Origin of the sequence: Novilysobacter longmucuonensis (genome assembly GCF_046600735.1) — a bacterium.
Classification (GTDB): domain Bacteria; phylum Pseudomonadota; class Gammaproteobacteria; order Xanthomonadales; family Xanthomonadaceae; genus Novilysobacter_A; species Novilysobacter_A longmucuonensis.
In genome coordinates this window covers 41,609-57,880 of the sequence record NZ_JBJMAW010000003.1, presented here as the reverse complement: position 1 = coordinate 57,880, position 16,272 = coordinate 41,609, and the positions used below count along the sequence as shown (strand labels likewise).

General features: G+C 68.5%; 17 protein-coding genes. 10 read left to right on the top strand and 7 right to left on the bottom strand.

Annotated features, from left to right (window positions below; all coding sequences use genetic code 11):
• Window positions 1-6: 6 nt before the first annotated feature.
• A complete protein-coding gene (locus ACJQWM_RS04320) occupies window positions 7-1,716 on the bottom strand; it encodes a GspE/PulE family protein (RefSeq protein WP_332704028.1) in 1,710 nt (569 codons plus the stop codon).
• A 799-nt stretch (window positions 1,717-2,515) separates the two neighbouring features.
• Here ACJQWM_RS04320 and ACJQWM_RS04315 point away from each other — a divergent pair.
• From ACJQWM_RS04315 to ACJQWM_RS04285, 7 genes are all read left to right on the top strand, one after another.
• A complete protein-coding gene (locus ACJQWM_RS04315) occupies window positions 2,516-4,084 on the top strand; it encodes a hypothetical protein (RefSeq protein WP_332704026.1) in 1,569 nt (522 codons plus the stop codon).
• Window positions 4,085-4,423: 339 nt separating this feature from the next.
• Window positions 4,424-4,636: a BrnT family toxin gene (locus ACJQWM_RS04310; RefSeq protein ID WP_411306687.1), complete on the top strand. Its 213-nt coding sequence runs from the start codon at window positions 4,424-4,426 to the stop codon at window positions 4,634-4,636.
• Window positions 4,596-4,868, top strand: a complete 273-nt coding sequence (locus ACJQWM_RS04305) for a BrnA antitoxin family protein (RefSeq protein WP_332704024.1) — start codon at window positions 4,596-4,598, stop codon at window positions 4,866-4,868. Before ACJQWM_RS04310 ends, ACJQWM_RS04305 begins: the two co-directional genes overlap by 41 nt.
• Before the next feature lie 186 nt (window positions 4,869-5,054).
• Window positions 5,055-5,537 carry a hypothetical protein gene (locus ACJQWM_RS04300; protein WP_332704022.1) on the top strand — a complete coding sequence of 161 codons (483 nt, stop codon included), beginning with the start codon at window positions 5,055-5,057 and terminating at the stop codon, window positions 5,535-5,537.
• A gap of 13 nt (window positions 5,538-5,550) precedes the next feature.
• On the top strand, window positions 5,551-6,471 hold the full coding sequence (locus ACJQWM_RS04295) for a glycosyltransferase (RefSeq protein ID WP_332704020.1): 921 nt from the start codon (window positions 5,551-5,553) through the stop codon (window positions 6,469-6,471).
• Window positions 6,468-7,325, top strand: coding sequence for a hypothetical protein (locus ACJQWM_RS04290; RefSeq protein ID WP_332704018.1), 858 nt, complete (start codon window positions 6,468-6,470; stop codon window positions 7,323-7,325). Before ACJQWM_RS04295 ends, ACJQWM_RS04290 begins: the two co-directional genes overlap by 4 nt.
• The gene (locus ACJQWM_RS04285; protein WP_332704016.1) at window positions 7,322-8,122 is read left to right on the top strand and encodes a sulfotransferase family protein; all 801 of its coding nucleotides are present in this window, start codon (window positions 7,322-7,324) and stop codon (window positions 8,120-8,122) included. Before ACJQWM_RS04290 ends, ACJQWM_RS04285 begins: the two co-directional genes overlap by 4 nt.
• A 477-nt stretch (window positions 8,123-8,599) precedes the next feature.
• Here ACJQWM_RS04285 and ACJQWM_RS04280 read toward each other — a convergent pair whose 3' ends face one another.
• The 4 genes from ACJQWM_RS04280 to ACJQWM_RS04265 all read right to left on the bottom strand — a co-directional run bounded on the left by ACJQWM_RS04280 (window position 8,600) and on the right by ACJQWM_RS04265 (window position 12,331).
• Complete coding sequence (locus tag ACJQWM_RS04280; protein WP_332704014.1) at window positions 8,600-9,976, bottom strand: pyridoxal-phosphate dependent enzyme; 1,377 nt, start codon at window positions 9,974-9,976, stop codon at window positions 8,600-8,602.
• 299 nt (window positions 9,977-10,275) lie between these two features.
• A complete protein-coding gene (locus tag ACJQWM_RS04275) occupies window positions 10,276-10,494 on the bottom strand; it encodes an HP1242/YdcH family protein (protein ID WP_332704113.1) in 219 nt (72 codons plus the stop codon).
• Window positions 10,495-11,003: 509 nt separating this feature from the next.
• On the bottom strand, window positions 11,004-11,954 hold the full coding sequence (locus ACJQWM_RS04270; protein ID WP_411306686.1) for an OmpA family protein: 951 nt from the start codon (window positions 11,952-11,954) through the stop codon (window positions 11,004-11,006).
• Window positions 11,951-12,331, bottom strand: coding sequence for a DUF4398 domain-containing protein (locus ACJQWM_RS04265; protein ID WP_332707387.1), 381 nt, complete (start codon window positions 12,329-12,331; stop codon window positions 11,951-11,953). Before ACJQWM_RS04265 ends, ACJQWM_RS04270 begins: the two co-directional genes overlap by 4 nt.
• A 106-nt stretch (window positions 12,332-12,437) precedes the next feature.
• On the opposite strand from ACJQWM_RS04265, the gene ACJQWM_RS04260 reads away from it, so the two are divergent.
• On the top strand, window positions 12,438-13,547 hold the full coding sequence (locus tag ACJQWM_RS04260; protein WP_332707384.1) for a PilT/PilU family type 4a pilus ATPase: 1,110 nt from the start codon (window positions 12,438-12,440) through the stop codon (window positions 13,545-13,547).
• Window positions 13,548-13,664: 117 nt separating this feature from the next.
• On the opposite strand, the gene ACJQWM_RS04255 is transcribed toward ACJQWM_RS04260, so the two are convergent.
• Together ACJQWM_RS04255 and rpsU are read right to left on the bottom strand one after the other, a co-directional pair.
• Complete coding sequence (locus tag ACJQWM_RS04255) at window positions 13,665-14,129, bottom strand: GatB/YqeY domain-containing protein (protein WP_332707381.1); 465 nt, start codon at window positions 14,127-14,129, stop codon at window positions 13,665-13,667.
• A gap of 143 nt (window positions 14,130-14,272) precedes the next feature.
• The gene (gene rpsU / locus ACJQWM_RS04250; protein ID WP_036137208.1) at window positions 14,273-14,488 is read right to left on the bottom strand and encodes a 30S ribosomal protein S21; all 216 of its coding nucleotides are present in this window, start codon (window positions 14,486-14,488) and stop codon (window positions 14,273-14,275) included.
• A 262-nt stretch (window positions 14,489-14,750) separates the two neighbouring features.
• Between rpsU and tsaD the strand changes: the two genes are divergently transcribed.
• Window positions 14,751-15,794, top strand: coding sequence for a tRNA (adenosine(37)-N6)-threonylcarbamoyltransferase complex transferase subunit TsaD (gene tsaD, locus ACJQWM_RS04245; RefSeq protein ID WP_332707376.1), 1,044 nt, complete (start codon window positions 14,751-14,753; stop codon window positions 15,792-15,794).
• A gap of 105 nt (window positions 15,795-15,899) precedes the next feature.
• Window positions 15,900-16,259 carry a dihydroneopterin aldolase gene (gene folB, locus ACJQWM_RS04240; protein WP_332707374.1) on the top strand — a complete coding sequence of 120 codons (360 nt, stop codon included), beginning with the start codon at window positions 15,900-15,902 and terminating at the stop codon, window positions 16,257-16,259.
• The last annotated feature ends 13 nt before the right edge of the window (window positions 16,260-16,272 follow it).

The following is a 16,272-nucleotide window of genomic DNA, read 5'->3' as shown; positions in this document are numbered from 1 at the left end:
GGGGCCTCAGCTGCCGGTGACGCGCAGCACTTCCTCGACCGTGGTCAGGCCCTGCCAGGCTTTCAGCAGGCCGTCATCGCGCAGGAACCGGTGGCCCTCCGAACGCGCGAGCGCCTTCATGTCATTGACGCTCGCGCCGCTGACGATCAGGTGCTGCATCTGCTCGGAGACCGGGATCATCTCGTAGATGCCCAGGCGTCCGCGGTAGCCGGTATTCAGGCATTGCGCGCACCCGGTCGCCTCCTTCCATGCCGGCGCCTGCCCGGGCAGGACCGAGTCGGCGAAGCGCTCCGCCTCGGCCTGCAGGTGCGCCGGGACATGTCCACTCCGTGCGCACGAGCACAACCGGCGTACCAGGCGCTGCGCCTGCACCGCGCGGATCGGGGTCGCCACCAGGAACGGCTCCACCCCCATGTCGATCAGCCGGGTGAAAGCGCTGATCGCATCATTGGTATGCAGGGTGGACAGCACTAGGTGGCCGGTCAGCGCGGCCTGCACCGCGATCTGGGCGGTCTCCAGGTCGCGGATCTCGCCGATCATGATCACGTCCGGATCCTGGCGCAGGATCGAGCGCAGCGCGTTGGCGAAGGTCAGGCCTATCTCCGGATGCGCCTGGATCTGGGTGATCGCCGGCAACTGGAACTCGACCGGATCCTCGACCGTGATGATCTTCTTGAAGCCGTCGTTGGCCGCCGCCAGCGCACCGTACAAAGTGGTCGACTTGCCCGAGCCGGTCGGGCCGGTCACCAGCACGATGCCATTGGCCTCGGCGGTCCAGCCGCGCATCATCGCCAGGTGGTCGGCCTCGAAGCCCAGCCGCTCCAGCCGCAGCTCCTTGCGCTCCTTGGGCAGCAGGCGCATCACCATCGACTCGCCATGCACGCCCGGCAGCGCCGACACGCGGATGTCCATCTCCTGGCCACCCACGCGGGTCGACATGCGCCCGTCCTGCGGGAGCCGGCGCTCGGCGATGTCCATGCCCGAAATCAGCTTGAGCCGCGAGGCCACCGCGTCGAACCGGTCGCGCGGCAGTTGCAGGCGCGAATGCAACACGCCGTCGATGCGGAAGCGCACCGCGAACTGGCGCTCCTCCGGCTCGAGATGGATGTCCGAAGCGCGCTGCTCCACCGCCTGCGCCATCAGGTTGTTGACCAGCTCGACCACCGGCGCTTCCTCGGCCATCTCGCGCAGGTGCTGCACGTCACTGCCGTCGTGGCCGTCCAGGCCGCCGCGCTGCGCCAGCGCATCGAGCATGCGCTCCAGGTCCTGCGCCCGGCACAGGCAATACTGGACCGCACGCCCCGGGAGGGCATGGCGCATCGCCTCGCGCAGCGACGGCTGCAGCGGGTCGCGCGCGGCGCAATACAGGACATCATCCACCGACCACAGCAGCGCCTGCAGGTCCAGCAACCATTCCAGCCCGGCCGGTGCCAGCGCAGCGGCAACGCGCACGGCGTCCTCGTCGGGTGCGGGCAGGTCCGCGCCCATCAGGGGCAAGTCCAGCTGCGTCTGCAGCGTCTGCAGCAGGTTGTCCTCGCTGAGCGCACCGATCCGCATCAACACGCTGCCCAGCCGGCCACCGATGCGCGACTGCAGGGTCAATGCCCGCTCCAGGTCGGCGCCACCGATCATCCCGGCGTTCAGCAGCATCTGCCCCAGCAAGTCGCCAGCAGCGTCCGGCAGCGCTGCCTGCAGTGCATCGGGTTCAGCCGACATGGGCAACTCCCTCCTCGGGCGCCGCGGATGTACACAGCGCGGATGGCACTGCCATCATGGCCGACAGCGGCCGCCATGGCCGGCCGACTCCGCGCCCTATCCGGGGCGCGACGAACCGATCACGGCGCAGACGGCTGGCCTTGGCAGCAATGGAACAGGACGGCACGCGACCTCCAGAAGCCTTCGCATCAGCGCATGTCGGCGACACGCGCTGCCCGTGCGGGCGGGAGCGCAGTGTAAACCCGCGCCGGGGCGTGGCGGCGCACTCACGCCTGTCTGCCGCTGCACTGGCGGTTCACTTCCGCACGCTCGACATTACTAAGGGGTCCCCGTGCGGGTGAACGCCGCATCCGATTGGCACACCGCAGCGGTGCACGCGCGCACTGCCAGACCCAGCGAATGCGCGGACAACGCCGATGCGCCACGCAATCGTCATCGAGGATGTCGGACAATGGCATCTGCGGTCGGCCCCTCGTCCTTGGTGAGCGACCGCTGCAGCCGGCCACAGGTCACGGCTCCAGTCCCTGCGCTGAAGCAAAGCGTGACCACCACTTGACATTGGAAACCGTTAAGAAAAGAACGATTGACGGAACATTAACGCTGGGTTAGCTTTCGCCGGCAGCTTGATCTCCCAGGTGCGTTCCGATTGATATTGGCACGGGTACGTTTCCTCAAGATCGTCCTGTGCATGCCTTGGAAGCTGTTTGCCAAAAGCTGTCCGCTTTCTGGTACCAGGCGACGCAGCAGTGCATCCAGTTCGAGTTGCAAGACAAATCAATCCTTAAGGAGTTAGATCAACATGTCCATCCTCAACAAGAAAAATGCCCTGACCCTGGCCCTGGTGGCCGGTCTGGGCATGGTGGCCACCGCCGCCGCCTACACCGTCCAGACCAACAGCGATGACGAGCCGGAAATGGTCGCCACCGCTGAAGTCACAGATGCCACCAGCGTCGTCAACGTCAGCCAGAACGTCGAGATCGATCTCGAGGCCTCCGACCTGATCCTCGGCCGCACCACCGGCTTCACCATTCGCTACACGCTGCGGGACGGCGCCCAGTTCGGTCGCACCATTGTCGATACCGACCTGCTTGAGCAGGGCGGATGGACCGCATCGGTCGCCGCCGGCGGCACCGCCGGTGATGGCTTCCTGGTGGTCAACATGGACCCGGCCGCCACGGACAGCGCGCTCTCGCAGGGCATGGTGTTGACGATCGTAGGCGGTACCGACGAAACCACCGACGGCGCAGGCACGGTGACCCCGGCAGCAGGCCAGGCCCTGCAGAACCTGACCGCGCTGCAGACCGAAGGCGCCACCGTGTCGGCCTCGGTACAGTTCGTCGATCCGGTGACCGCCTCGCAGATCATGGGCACCGAGATCGTCGCGCTGCTCGAGTCCGGCGACCCGGTGGAGCTGAGCTGCGATGCCACCACCGGCGACACCGCCACCCGCATCGACGTCGGCACCACCGCGACCCAGGGTCCGAAGACCTTCTTCACCACCACCGGCGAAATCGGTACGGCGAACGATGGGCTCATCAACCTGGGCCAGGTTGTCGTCGGCGCCGCAACGGGCTTCGACAGCTTCGCGTATGAAGCCACCGACGAGTTCACTGTCGTGCTGCAGGGTGACTTCTCGGCGTTTGCTCCGATCGAGGGCGCGGACAACTCCACCCGCCTCGTGGCCCTGTCGACGAACGCCTGCGTCAGCGCACTGGGCGGCGCGACCGCGCCTCCGGGCCCCGGCTTCGGCGTGGTGGACACCACCAACAACACCGTGACCTTCAACTTCACCGGTGCCGACGCCGGCGCCACCGCCGCCGGGTTCAGCGTGGACGTCTGCGCCGAAGTCCCGGACGGCAATGAAGTGGTGATCGACGCCACCACCGTGTCCGCCACCACCACCTTCAACCGTGGCACCGAGATCGAAATCAGTGGTCAGGCCTGCTCGCTGCTGCCGCTGCAGTACAACGGCTCGGTGGTCGACGTCTACCACATCAACCCGGCCGGCAACACCACCGCACAGTCGTTCATCCGCGTGATCAATCCGGGCGACACCGCCGGTCTGGTCACCATCACCGGTATCGACGACGCCGGCAACGCGGCCGACGGCGCGATCACCTTCACCCTCGCGGCGGGTGCCTCCCAGCAGCTGAACTCCGAGGACCTGGAGAACGGCAACGCGGGCAAGGGCCTGACCGGCGCATGGGGCGACGGCGCCGGCAAGTGGCGCGCCGACGTCACCGGCGAGTTCGACGGCATGATGGTGCAGAGCCTCAACCGCAACGCCACCGACGGCACGGTCACCAACCTGACCGACGCCGACAGCAACGGCGAGCAGGATATCTACGAGCAGGGCCCGACCCTGTAACCTGCTACAAGTGATGTATCAAACGGGCGGCTTCGGCCGCCCGTTTTTTTTGTGCCACCGTTTGCGCAGGCGCGGTGCGCCTCGTAGCCGCGGCACCCGGCCTCGCGACTGACGTCGCTCCTACCCCGCCCCGCAATATCGCGACCGGCCCCTGTAGGAGCGACGTGAGTCGCGACCACGCCACCGCACCCACCGCGGTGCCAGCTGCAAAACCCGCGTTAGCCAGCAGAAACAGTTCATCGCGCTTGACGGGGCTCTTTTTCGTAGCTACGCTAAATCGTGCGAATCACATGCGACCCAGCCAAGCGCCAATGGACCCTGCACGAGCGCGGCCTAGACATGCTTCGCGCAAAAGAAGCGTTTGCTGGGCGGCACTTCACTCGCATAGACGATCGCCAAGACTACGGCGAGCCTCGCTTCATCACTGCTGGCTGGCTTGATTCTCGGCTTGTCGTCTTCGCATGGACGCCCCGCGGTGCCGCAAGGCGCATCATCAGCATGAGGCATTGCCATGAACGCGAAGAAAAAAAACTCCTCCCCCACCTTGCCTGATCCTGAGCTGCCAGAGATTACTGATGCCTGGATTGCCAGCGCAGACCTCCACCATGGCGAAAAGCTCGTTCGCCGTGGCCGCCCGAAGGTCGCGAATCCTCGGCAGCTTTTGTCGCTGCGTCTTCCTCCTCGGGTCATTGCCCGGTGGAAGGCCAGCGGCCCTGGCTGGCAGACCCGCATGGCGGAGGCGCTTGAAAAAAGTGCACCCAAAGAACGTCGGGCTGCTGGCTGACAATTCGTTCAAGCCGAAGCCGCTTCGCGGCTCGGCTTAACTCAGGCGATGTGCGGGAACGACGCAAAGGGCAGTTCTTTCGAGCCCCCCGCCGCGCCGGCTACCGCCAGCCGGGCTTGTCCTTTAGCATCATCGACGCCCGCCGCGCTGCGGCCGCACTCCCCCGTCGACCCGAAGGATGCCCCCATGTCCCTGTTCCGAGTCCTCACCCTGGCCCTGCCGCTGGCGCTGCTCGCCGCGTGCAGCAGCGAGCAGTCCGAACCCGCGCCGCCGGCCGAGCCGGCCGAAGTCGCAGGCCAGGCACCCGAGCTCGAGCTGCCGCCTGCCACCTCGCAGGAGCCGGTGGATGTCAGCGCCGACGCCATCGCTGTCGGCAGCTCGATCGGCGCCGACATGGCGGTGGATGCGCGCAAGCAGCGCTACACCACCGACGACACGATCTACGCCTCCATCCCCACCCGGGAGTTCGATCCCGGCAGCCAGGCGAAGGTCTACTGGACCTTTGAGGACGGCACCACCGACAAGGAGGAGACCAAGGACATCGCCGCCGGGGCCGAGCACCTGCATTTCGAGCTGTCCGCCGCCGACGGCCTGCGCGCGGGCGACTACAACGTGCAGGTCGACGTCGATGGTCAGCCGGTGGGCATCGTCGACTTCAGCGTCGAGTGAGCCTGCCCGCGCGATGAGCCGCCGCCTGCTGTTCCATCGCGACTTCCGCCGCGCGAGCGGAGGCCATGGCAAGGTCTGGGACTACTTCGAGCATGCCGGGGCGCACCCGGACTGGTCGCCATCGGTATACCTGACCCCGGCCAGCGTCGACGCCGACAATCCGTGGCGCATCCATGACGTGGCGCCGCAGCCGCAGTGGCGGCCCGACCAGGCCGATGCGCTGCTGCTGGGCGGCATCGATTGGCAGGCCTATCCGCACGACGACCCGGCGCGCCCGGTGATCAACCTGGTCCAGGGCGTGCGTCACGGGGACCCGGGCGACCCACGCCACGCCTTCCTGGGCCGGCGCGCGGTGCGCCTGTGCGTCAGCGCGCCGGTGGCCGAGGCGATCCTCGCCAGCGGCCGGGTCAACGGCCCGGTGCGGGTGATCGAGGCGGCGCTGCAGTTGCCAAACGGCCTGGCGGCGCCGGAGACCCGTGCGGGCGTATTCATCGATGCGACCAAGCAGCCTTCGCTGGGCCGGGCGCTTGCGGCCGCATTGCGCGAGCGCGGGTGCCAGGTCGCGTTGTGCGACCGGCGGATCCTGCGTGGTGAATATCTGGCGCAGATGGCCGCCGCCGCGATTGCGGTGACCTTGCCGTATGCGACCGAGGGCTTCTACCTGCCTGGACTGGAAGCGATGGCGCTGGGCTGCGCCACCATCGTGCCCGATTGCATCGGCAACCGCGCCTACCTGGCCGATGGACGCAACGCGCTGGCACCGCCATTGCAACTGGATGCGCTGCTGCAGGCGGTGCAGCAACTGGAAAACCCGGCAGTGGTCGCACGGCTGGTGGCGCACGGGCGCGAAACCGCGGCACGCTTCGGCCTGCAGCGCGAGCGCGAGGCGTTCCACGCGGTGCTGGACGACATCGACTACCTATGGAACGCATGAGCGGCCGCACGCTGGCACTGACCGGGGTGCCACGCGGCGGCACCACGCTGGCGTGCCGGCTGCTCGGCCTGTGCGAACAGACTGTGGCGCTGTTCGAGCCGATGGAGGTCGGCGAGCTGCCGCCACGCGACCCGCCGGCGGCGCTGGACTGCATCGCGGCGTTCTGCGACCGGGCGCGGGCACAGATCCTGGAATCGGGTACCGCCCCGAGCAAGCAGCGCGGTGGCCGGGTGCCGGACAACCCTTTCGGCGACGAGCGCCTGGCCGACGGCCGCCGCCGCCAGCAAGCGACGCGCGGCGAGATCGCCGTGGAGCCGCGGCCTGCCCCGGGCTTCACCCTGGTGATCAAGCACAACGCGGCGTTCACCGCGCTGCTGCCGCAACTGCGCGAGCGTTTCCAGACCCGCGCAATCGTGCGCCACCCATTGTCGGTGCTGGCCTCGTGGAACTCGGTCGACCTGCCGGTCAGCCGCGGGCACATCCCCGCCGGCGAACGCCTCGATGCGGCGCTGGCCGCGCAGCTGCAGGCAGAGCCCGAGCGCCTGCGCCGGCAGCTGATCGTGCTGGAGTGGTTCTTCGCGCGGTTCGCCACCGCACTGGCGCCGGCGGAGGTGCTGCGCTACGAAGACATCGTCGCCACCCAAGGCGAGGCACTGCGCGCGAGCGCCGGGCTGAGCGGCCGCAGCGATGCGCAGTTGGCCGAGCGCAATGCCAGCGCGCATTACGACCGCGCGAAGATCGCCGGACTGGCCGAAGCGCTGCAGCGCCAGCCGGGCAGCTGGCAGCGCTGGTATGCACCCGACAGCGTGGCGCCGCTGGCGCAGCGGATGCTGCAGCAGGCACATACGACGTGAGCGGGCCGCGGGTGCGGTTTGTGATCGGCGGCGTGCAGAAGGGCGGCACCACCGCACTGGCGCGGTACCTGGGCGCGCACCCGCAGGTGTGCCTGCCGCGCAACAAGGAGGCGCATGTGTTCGATGCGCCCTGCTTCGACGAGGCATGGCCAGCCGAGGCGGTCGACGAGCGTTATCGGCGGCATTTCGAGGACCCGCGCGAAGATCGCCTGCACGGCGATGCCACCCCGATCTACCTGTTCCATCCGCGGCTGGTGCAACGCATCGCCCGCTACAACCCGGCGATGCGCTGGATCATCCTGCTGCGCGACCCGGTCGACCGCGCGATCTCGCACTACCACATGGAGCGCGCACGCGATCAGGAATCATGGCCGCTGTGGGCGGCGGTGCTGCTGGAGCGCTGGAGGCTGCGCCGGCACTGGCAGGACCTGTCGGCCGACTCCCCGCTGCGCCGGCACAGTTATCGCGCGCGCGGCGACTACGCGCGCCAGCTGGACGTGCTGTTCACCCATCTCCCGCGCGATCAGGTGCTGCTGCTCGACAACGCCGAGCTCCGTAGCGCGCCGGCGAGCGTGATGTCCCGCGTCTACGCATTTCTGGACCTGCCCCAGCCGGCCAGGGCGCCGACGTTCGAGCCGGTGTTCGAAGGGCGCTACCTGCGCAACGGCAACCGCCCGGCCCGGCGCCTGCTGCGCTGGCTGATGCGCCGCGAACTGGCGCAGATGCGGCTGCGTTACGGCATCGAGTTCGGTCAACCGGAAGAGGCAACCGCCGGTGGCCGCGATCCGCCGTGGTAGGAGCGGGCCATGCCCGCGATTGCGTCAGGCGTAGGAGAGCGTTCGCGCCCATGGGGCGCTCCTACAGAGAAGCGGAGTGCGGCGATGCCGTCGTAGAGCGGAGCTTGCTCCGCTGCGGTCCGGTGGGTGTGCGAGGCATCGTGGGCGCAGCCGAGCAAGCTCGGCTCTACGGAATTATCGAGCGCTTTTGTAGGAGCGGCCCATGGCCGCGATGGAAACCGGACCACCGCGCCTGTCCGATTCGCGTTCGCGCCCATGGGGCGCTCCTACGGGGGCGGCGGTGGCCGCGATGCGCCGTGGTAGGAGCGGGCCATGCCCGCGATTGCATCAACCGTAGTAGAGCGTTCGCGCCCATGGGGCGCTCCTACAGGTGTTGCCGGTGGCCGCGATGCGCCGTTGTAGGAGCGGGCCATGCCCGCGATTGCATCAGGCGTAGTAGAGCGTTCGCGCCCATGGGGCGCTCCTACGACGGTGCGGCTATTGCACGCGGCGGCGCAGGTAGTTGAGCAGGTCGATGCGGGTGATCAGGCCGAGGAAGCGGGCACCGTCGGTGATGATCGCGACGTGGCCGCGGTCGAACACCGGCAGCAGCGATTCGATCGGGGAGCGCACGTCGATCTTGTCGAGCTTGCTGACCATCGCGGTGGAGATCGGGTCGCGGAAGCGGTCCTCGTCGCCGTAGACGTGCAGCAGTGCGTCGGACTCGTCGATGATGCCGACGATGGTGTCTCCGTCCATCACCGGCAGTTGCGAGACGTCGTACAGCTTCATGCGCTGGTAGGCGGTGACCAGCAGGTCGGTCGGGGCGACCACCACGGTGTCGCGCTGCGAATACGGGCGCAGGATCAGGTCGCGCAGGTCGCCGTGCTGCTCGCGCTCGATGAAGCCGTTGTCGAGCATCCAGTAGTCGTTGTACATCTTGGAGATGTACTTGTTGCCGGTGTCGGGCACCAGCACCAGCACCTTCTTCGGGTCGGTCTGCTCGCGGCAGTACCGCAGCGCGGCCGCCAGCAGGGTGCCGGTGGAGGAGCCGCCGAGGATGCCCTCCTTTTCCAGCAGCTCGCGCGCGGTCAGGAAGCTGTCCTTGTCGGAGATCGCATAGGCCTTCTTGACCCGGCTGAAATCGGAGATGCTGGGCAGGAAGTCCTCGCCGATGCCCTCGACCATCCAGCTGGCGGACTTGTCGCTGAGGGTGCCCTCGTTGATGTATTCGGTCAGGATCGAACCGGCCGGGTCGGCCAGGATCAGCTCGGTGTGCGGGGATTTTTCCGCGAAGCAGCGCGACAGGCCGGTCATGGTGCCGGAGCTGCCGCAGCCGAACACGATCGCGTCCAGTCCGCCGGCCCCGGCCATCTGCTCGAGGATCTCCGGGCCGGTGCCGAACTCGTGCGCGGCCGGGTTGTCGGGGTTGCCGAACTGGTTGATGAAGTACGCGCCCGGGGTTTCTTCGGCGAGGCGCGCGGCCATGTCCTGGTAGTAGTCGGGATGGCCCTTGGCCACGTCCGAGCGGGTCAGCAGCACCTGCGCGCCCATCGCCTTGAGGTTGAAGATCTTCTCGCGGCTCATCTTGTCGGGCACCACGAGGATCAGCTTGTAGCCCTTCTGCTGGGCGACCAGCGCCAGTCCGAGGCCGGTGTTGCCGGCGGTGCCCTCGACCAGGGTGTCGCCGGGCTTGATGTCGCCGCGGGCCTCGGCCGCCTCGATCATCTTCAGGCCGATGCGGTCCTTGATCGAGCCGCCGGGGTTCTGCGATTCCAGCTTGAAGTACAGCTCGCAGACACCGGCGTCGATGCGCTGCGCCCTGACGATCGGGGTGCCACCGATCAGCTCGAGTACGGAGTGGTGGATGCTCATGCGGTCGGGGTTCCTGCGCCGCGGACAGCGCGGCGGACCGCGTGGATTCTACTAGGCCGGCCGGGACGGGGCGTCCGGGAGCACCCGCGCTTTTGTAGGAGCGGCTTCAGCCGCGATCGACAACCGGCACGAGCGGCCTGGTGCATTCATCGCCTGGCCGAAGAGCTCGCGCCCATGGGGCGCTCCTACGAGTGTCTCGGTTCTCGCGGGTTCTGCGGGACTCGGCCGGTGGCGGACGGTGACGGCCCGACGAGGGAAACCGTCACCGCCCGCTTTTGAACGGGCCGGTGCGACGATGGTCAGTGCGCGCGCGCGGCGTACATCCGGACCAGGCGGTCCTTGGCGGCGAGCTTCTCGCGCTTCATCTGGGACAAGGTGGTGTCGTCGATCGGCAGTACCCCCAGTTCGGCGTCCATGACCTTCTTGTCCAGCTTCTGGTGGTGTTGGTAGAGCTGCTTGAATTCGGGGTCGCCCTTTATCAGTGCGTCGATCTCGGGTTGCGGCTGTTCTTCGAACATGGAGCCTCCTTCAGCACGAATGCAAAACGCCCCGGCCGGGAGGGCCGAGGCGTTGCGGGGTTCATCAGGGGCGCCAGGCGCGACGTGCGGCCCAAGCTGCAGCCATTTCCGCAGGCCGACCGCAGCGCGATGCGCGGCGGCGGGCTCCTGCGAAATCGGCGGCTGGGTCATCGGCCTGGCTCTTCACCACGCGGTGCGGGCCGCCTGGTTGAGACCGACCCTACTCCTCCGCCCGGGGGCCGGCAAGCGCCAAAAACCGGTTTCGATCACGCCCGCCGCGGGGCGCGGCCCGCAGCTGCCGGCGCGGCTTGGGCGGCGCCGGATTCAGTTAACTGAGTTGCTGTTGAACCAGGTCCCCCGGGCGCGCGGGCGCACCTCGTGCATCCTGCGGCCCTGGTAGAGCCGAGCTTGCTCGGCTGCGCGTGGGCCCGGAAAACGCGTTGTCGCCGTGGTGCAGCCGAGCAAGCCCGGCTCTACGGATGCGCCGTCCGCACGACCGCCGGCCGCGGCTACTCGTCCGCGACGATCACCTCGACCCGGCGGTTGCGGGCGCGGCCGGAGGCGCTGGCGTTGTCGGCCACCGGCTGGTCGGCGCCCAGCCCGACCGCCTCGATGCGCGCAGCCGCCACGCCGGCGCCGATCAGCGCCTCGCGCACCGCGTCGGCGCGCCGCTGCGACAGCGCCCGGTTGGCCTCGGCCGCGCCCTGGCTGTCGGTGTGCCCCTCCACCCGAACCGAGCCGTCCGGTGCGGCCTGCAGGTAGGCCGCCAAGGTCTTCACGCTGTCGGCCGCGGCGCCGGTCAGCGTGGCCTGGCCCGAACCGAAGGCATCACCGCCCAAGGTGAAGACCTCCCCGCGCGACTCCCGGGTGGACGGCGGCAGGGTACCGCCGGCCATCAGTGCCGCTTCCTGCCGGGCCAGCGCGGCTTCGCGCTCGCGCGCCGCGTTCAGCCGCGCATTCTGTGCGCCGGTAACGCCTTCCAGCGCGGCCTCGATGTCCTGCATCGCTTCGGCGTCGGCGCTGGTCTGCTCACGCAGGCGCGCGGACTCCTCGGCCTGGATCTGGGCCTGGATGCGCAGGCGCTCGGCTTCGGCGCGGGCGCGGGCGGCGTCGCGGCGGCTGGCTTCGACCAGCCACTCGCTGCGCTCGCGGTCGAGCCGGTCGATCTCGCGCTGCATCGCCTGCGTGCGCGCGGTGGCCTCGGCGATCGCGACCCGGCGTTCGGCGACGTAGCGCGCGGCCTCGCGCTCCTGGCGGCTGGCCTCGGCCAGGGCGGCGATCGCCTGGCGTGCCTGCAGGCGCTCGTAGGCGGCGAAGGTGCCGAGCTCGACGTCGGCCTCCAGCGCGGTCAGGCGCTGCGACAGCGCGGCGGACGCGTTGTCCTGGGCCTGGGCCTGCGCCGGGGACGTGGCAAGCAGCAGCGCGGTGAGCGCGCCGATGATGGCAATCGGGCACTTCATCGGTCATCTCCGGTCTGCAGGCGCTGGCGCAACTGGGCGAGCTCGGCCTGGCGCTGGGCGAGTTCGGCGCTGGCAAGGGCTTCGCGGCTGCGGGCGTAGGCCAGGTCGGCGTCGGCGCTGGCGGCCAGCGCCAGGCGCCGGGCGTCGTCCTCGCGGTCGTCGGCCATCGCCGCCTGGGCGCGGGCCAGGGCCTCGCGCGCATTGGCGATTTCCCGCGACGCGTAGTGATCGGCATCGGCGCCGCCGGCGCGGACCAGCGCCTGCTGCGCGTTCGAAAGCTCGGCGGTCGGCGGTGGCAACGTGGCGCACGCGCTCAACGCCGAAGCGAGAACCAGGGCCAGCAGCAGCGAATATTTTTGTGCGAAGCTTGTCTTCATTGGGGTGCCGTGATGATGGAGGGCCGTTCAGGACTTCTCGCGGCCATTGTGGTCAAGCCGGCGGCGCGCTTGCAACGATACGCCGCCGTGAACCAGAGGAGCGTGCATGGACATCGGCTATTTCCTGAAGCTGATGACGGAGAAGAATGCCTCGGACATGTTCCTGAGCACCGGCGCGCCGGTGTACATCAAGGTCGAAGGCAAGCTTTATCCGTTGGGCAACACCGGCCTGCCGCCCGGCATGGTCAAGAAAATCGCCTACTCGCTGATGGACGAAGGCCAGGTGCCGCTGTTCGAGCGCGACCTGGAACTGAACATGGCGCTGGCGCTGCCGGACACCGGCCGCTTCCGGATCAACGTGTTCAAGCAGCGTGGCGAGGTCGGCATGGTGATCCGCGCGATCCGCAGCGTGATCCCGAGCATCGAGGAGCTGCAGCTGCCGCAGGTGCTCAAGGACATCATCATGGCACCGCGTGGGCTGGTGCTGATCGTCGGTTCGACCGGTTCGGGCAAGTCGACCACGCTGGCCTCGATGATCGACCACCGCAACAGCAGCACGGCCGGGCACATCCTCACCATCGAGGACCCGATCGAGTACCTGCACCGGCACAAGAAGTCGATCGTCAACCAGCGCGAGGTCGGGCTGGACACGCACGGGTTCCACAACGCGCTGAAGAACGCGATGCGCGAGGCGCCGGACGTGATCCTGATCGGCGAGATCCTGGACTCGACCACGATGGAGGCGGCGATCTCGTTCGCCGAGACCGGTCACCTGTGCCTGGCGACGCTGCATTCCAACAACGCCGACCAGACGCTCGAGCGCATCCTCAACTTCTTCCCCGAGGGCGCGCACAAGAACGTGCTGATGAACCTCGCGCTGAACCTAAAGGCGGTGGTCTCGCAACGCCTGGTGGTCGGCGTCGACGGGCGCCGCATGCCGGCCTCGGAAGTGCTGATCAACACCCCGCACGTGCGCGACCTGATGCGCCGCGGCCAGGTGCACGAGATCAAGCAGGCGATGGAGGAGTCGCTGGAGGAAGGCATGGAGACCTTCGACCAGTGCCTGTTCCGGCTGTACAAGGACGGCCGGATCGAGATGGAGGAGGCGCTCAAGGCGGCCGACTCGCGCGACGGGCTGGCCCTCAAGTTCCGCCTGTCGGAGGGCGGCAGCGGCGAGCACGACCCGTACGCGGAGGTGTACGACACCCAGCCGTAGGGCGGGGCCTGCGCGTCGCGCCCTGTAGGAGCGTCCCATGGGCGCGATGGGAACCGGCCAACCGCGCCTGTTCCGGGTGTGTGATCGCGCCCATGGGGCGCTCCTACGGTCGAGCGATCAATTCGCCAGGCGCTGCTTGACCAGGGCCGATACCTGGCCCATGTCGGCCTGGCCGGCGAGCCTGGGCTTCAGCGCGCCCATCAGCTTGCCGATGTCGGCCGGGCCGCTGGCGCCGGTCTCGACCATGGCGGCGTCGATCGCGGCCAGGATCTCGGCCTCGCCGAGCTTGGCCGGCAGGTAACGCTCGATCACCACGATCTCGGACTTCTCGATGTCTGCCAGGTCGGCGCGGCCGGCGGCCTCGTACTGGGTGACCGAGTCGCGGCGCTGCTTGACCATCTTCTCGAGCACCGCCAGCACCTGGGCGTCATCCAGCTCTGCACGCTCGTCACCTGCCCTGGGCTCGTCGACTTCCTTCTGCTTGACCGCCGCCAGCATCAACCGGATCACGCCGAGGCCGTGCTTGTCGCCGGACTTCATCGCGGCCTTCATGTCGGTGGTCAGTTGCTGCTTGAGGGGCATGACGGGGTTCCTGGTGGCGGGGACAAGAAGCGGGAGCGGGGAACAAACGCAAAAAGCCGGCGGCGCATTGGCGCGGCCGGCTTCGCACTTCCACCACGGCCGGAGCAGGCCGTCGGGAGGGTGGCGCTGTTAAGCCCGGAGGCTCAGTACAGGCGCTGGCGCTTGGTCACATCGCGCGAGGCGCGGCGGGACTGGCGCTTCACCGCGGCGGCGGCCTTGCGCTTGCGCTCCTGGGTCGGCTTCTCGTAGAACTCGCGCTTGCGGGTTTCGGCCAGGACGCCGGCCTTCTCGCAGGTGCGCTTGAAGCGACGCAGGGCAAACTCGAAAGGCTCGTTTTCGCGGACTTTGACGCTGGGCATACGGTATCTCGGTTCGGGTGAACAGCCCGGGTCCTCCGGGCGAGCCGCGTATGATAACGGGGCGCTCGGCGCGGATGCAAGTTCGACCGGGACTCGGGGGCTTGGGGGCTTGGGGGCTCGGAAAAATCAGGAGCGGGTCCGCAAAGGACGCAAAAAGCGCAAAAGGGGGCAGTAATCGCTTCGTTCTTCTTTTTTTGCGACTTTGGCGTCCTTTGCAAACGGCTCTATGCTTCCCCGAGTCCCAAGTCCCGAGCCCGGCCCAATGAAAGTCCTCGGCATCGAAACCAGCTGTGACGAAACCGGGGTGGCGGTCTACGACACCGAGGCCGGGCTGCGGGCGCACGCGCTGTACAGCCAGATTGCGCTGCATGCGCAGTACGGCGGGGTGGTGCCGGAGCTGGCCAGCCGCGACCACGTGCGCAAGCTGCTGCCGCTGATCCGCCAGACCCTGGCCGAATCGGACATGGCGGTCAGCCAGATCGACGGGGTCGCCTACACCGCCGGGCCGGGGCTGGTGGGGGCGCTGCTGGTCGGGGCCGGGGTCGCGCGCTCGCTGGCCTGGGCGCTGGACGTGCCGGCGGTCGGGGTGCACCACATGGAGGGCCACCTGTTGGCGCCGCTGATGGAGGACGACCCGGACCACCCCGAGCGCGGCCGGCCACAGCCGCCGTTCGTGGCGCTGCTGGTCTCGGGCGGGCACACCCAACTGGTCGCGGTCGAGGCGATCGGCCGCTACCGGCTGCTCGGCGAGACCCTGGACGACGCCGCCGGCGAGGCCTTCGACAAGACCGCCAAGATGATGGGCCTGCCCTACCCCGGCGGCCCGCAACTGGCGGCGTTGGCCGAGCAGGGCCAGGCCGGCCGCTACAGGTTCTCGCGGCCGATGACCGACCGGCCGGGACTGGATTTCAGCTTCAGCGGGCTCAAGACCCAGGTGATGCTGGCCTGGCGCGACAGCGACCAGACCGACGCCACCCGCGCCGATATCGCACGCGGGTTCGAGGATGCGGTGGTCGACACGCTGGCGATCAAGTGCGCCCGCGCGCTGGAGGCGGCCGGTTGCGAGACGCTGGTGGTCGCCGGCGGGGTCGGCGCGAACCGGCGGCTGCGCGCGAAGCTCGCCGACATCGCCACCCAGCGTGGTGGCCGGGTGAGCTTCCCGCGGCCGGCGTTCTGCACCGACAACGGCGCGATGATCGCGTTCGCCGGCGCGCTGCGGTTGCAGGCGGGGCAGCACGAAGATGCGTCGGTCGTGGTGACGCCGCGCTGGGATATGGCATCGTTGCCGGCGGTTGATCTTGCGTAGGAGCGGCTTCAGCCGCGAGCTTTTTCTCCCGATGTCGCGTGGTGGTCACGTCGCTTCTGAATTCCATCGCGGCTGAAGCCGCTCCTACAACGGCGCTGGACCACAATGGACAAGGTATTCATCGAAGGTCTCGAAATCGAGGCGCTGATCGGCATCTACGACTGGGAGCGGCGCATCCGCCAGCCACTGCTGTTCGACGTCGAGATGGCGTTCGACAACACCGTGCCCGCCGCCACCGACGCGATCGCCGATACGCTGAACTACAAGGCGGTCAGCAAGCGCATCATCGAGTACGTGTCGCAATCCGAATTCGGGCTGGTCGAGACGCTGGCCGAGCGCGTCGCGGCGCTCATCCTGGAGGAGTTCGGCGTGCGGCACGTGCGGCTCAAGTTGAGCAAGCCCGGCGCGGTGCGCGGTGCGCGCGCGGTGGGGGTGATCATCGAACGCCCGACCGCTACCCTGTGACGATGGATGTAGC

Excerpts from the sequence above, each read along its gene's own strand:
- ACJQWM_RS04320 (WP_332704028.1), bottom strand. The coding sequence starts at position 1,716 with ATGTCGGCTGAACCCGATGCACTGCAGGCAGCGCTGCCGGACGCTGCT.
- ACJQWM_RS04255 (WP_332707381.1), bottom strand. The coding sequence starts at position 14,129 with ATGCCCCTCAAGCAGCAACTGACCACCGACATGAAGGCCGCGATGAAG.
- ACJQWM_RS04295 (WP_332704020.1), top strand. The coding sequence starts at position 5,551 with ATGAGCCGCCGCCTGCTGTTCCATCGCGACTTCCGCCGCGCGAGCGGA.
- ACJQWM_RS04270 (WP_411306686.1), bottom strand. The coding sequence starts at position 11,954 with ATGAAGTGCCCGATTGCCATCATCGGCGCGCTCACCGCGCTGCTGCTT.
- ACJQWM_RS04310 (WP_411306687.1), top strand. The coding sequence starts at position 4,424 with ATGCTTCGCGCAAAAGAAGCGTTTGCTGGGCGGCACTTCACTCGCATA.
- ACJQWM_RS04300 (WP_332704022.1), top strand. The coding sequence starts at position 5,055 with ATGTCCCTGTTCCGAGTCCTCACCCTGGCCCTGCCGCTGGCGCTGCTC.
- ACJQWM_RS04280 (WP_332704014.1), bottom strand. The coding sequence starts at position 9,976 with ATGAGCATCCACCACTCCGTACTCGAGCTGATCGGTGGCACCCCGATC.
- folB (WP_332707374.1), top strand. The coding sequence starts at position 15,900 with ATGGACAAGGTATTCATCGAAGGTCTCGAAATCGAGGCGCTGATCGGC.
- ACJQWM_RS04265 (WP_332707387.1), bottom strand. The coding sequence starts at position 12,331 with ATGAAGACAAGCTTCGCACAAAAATATTCGCTGCTGCTGGCCCTGGTT.
- tsaD (WP_332707376.1), top strand. The coding sequence starts at position 14,751 with ATGAAAGTCCTCGGCATCGAAACCAGCTGTGACGAAACCGGGGTGGCG.
- ACJQWM_RS04315 (WP_332704026.1), top strand. The coding sequence starts at position 2,516 with ATGTCCATCCTCAACAAGAAAAATGCCCTGACCCTGGCCCTGGTGGCC.
- ACJQWM_RS04305 (WP_332704024.1), top strand. The coding sequence starts at position 4,596 with ATGAACGCGAAGAAAAAAAACTCCTCCCCCACCTTGCCTGATCCTGAG.
- rpsU (WP_036137208.1), bottom strand. The coding sequence starts at position 14,488 with ATGCCCAGCGTCAAAGTCCGCGAAAACGAGCCTTTCGAGTTTGCCCTG.
- ACJQWM_RS04275 (WP_332704113.1), bottom strand. The coding sequence starts at position 10,494 with ATGTTCGAAGAACAGCCGCAACCCGAGATCGACGCACTGATAAAGGGC.
- ACJQWM_RS04290 (WP_332704018.1), top strand. The coding sequence starts at position 6,468 with ATGAGCGGCCGCACGCTGGCACTGACCGGGGTGCCACGCGGCGGCACC.
- ACJQWM_RS04260 (WP_332707384.1), top strand. The coding sequence starts at position 12,438 with ATGGACATCGGCTATTTCCTGAAGCTGATGACGGAGAAGAATGCCTCG.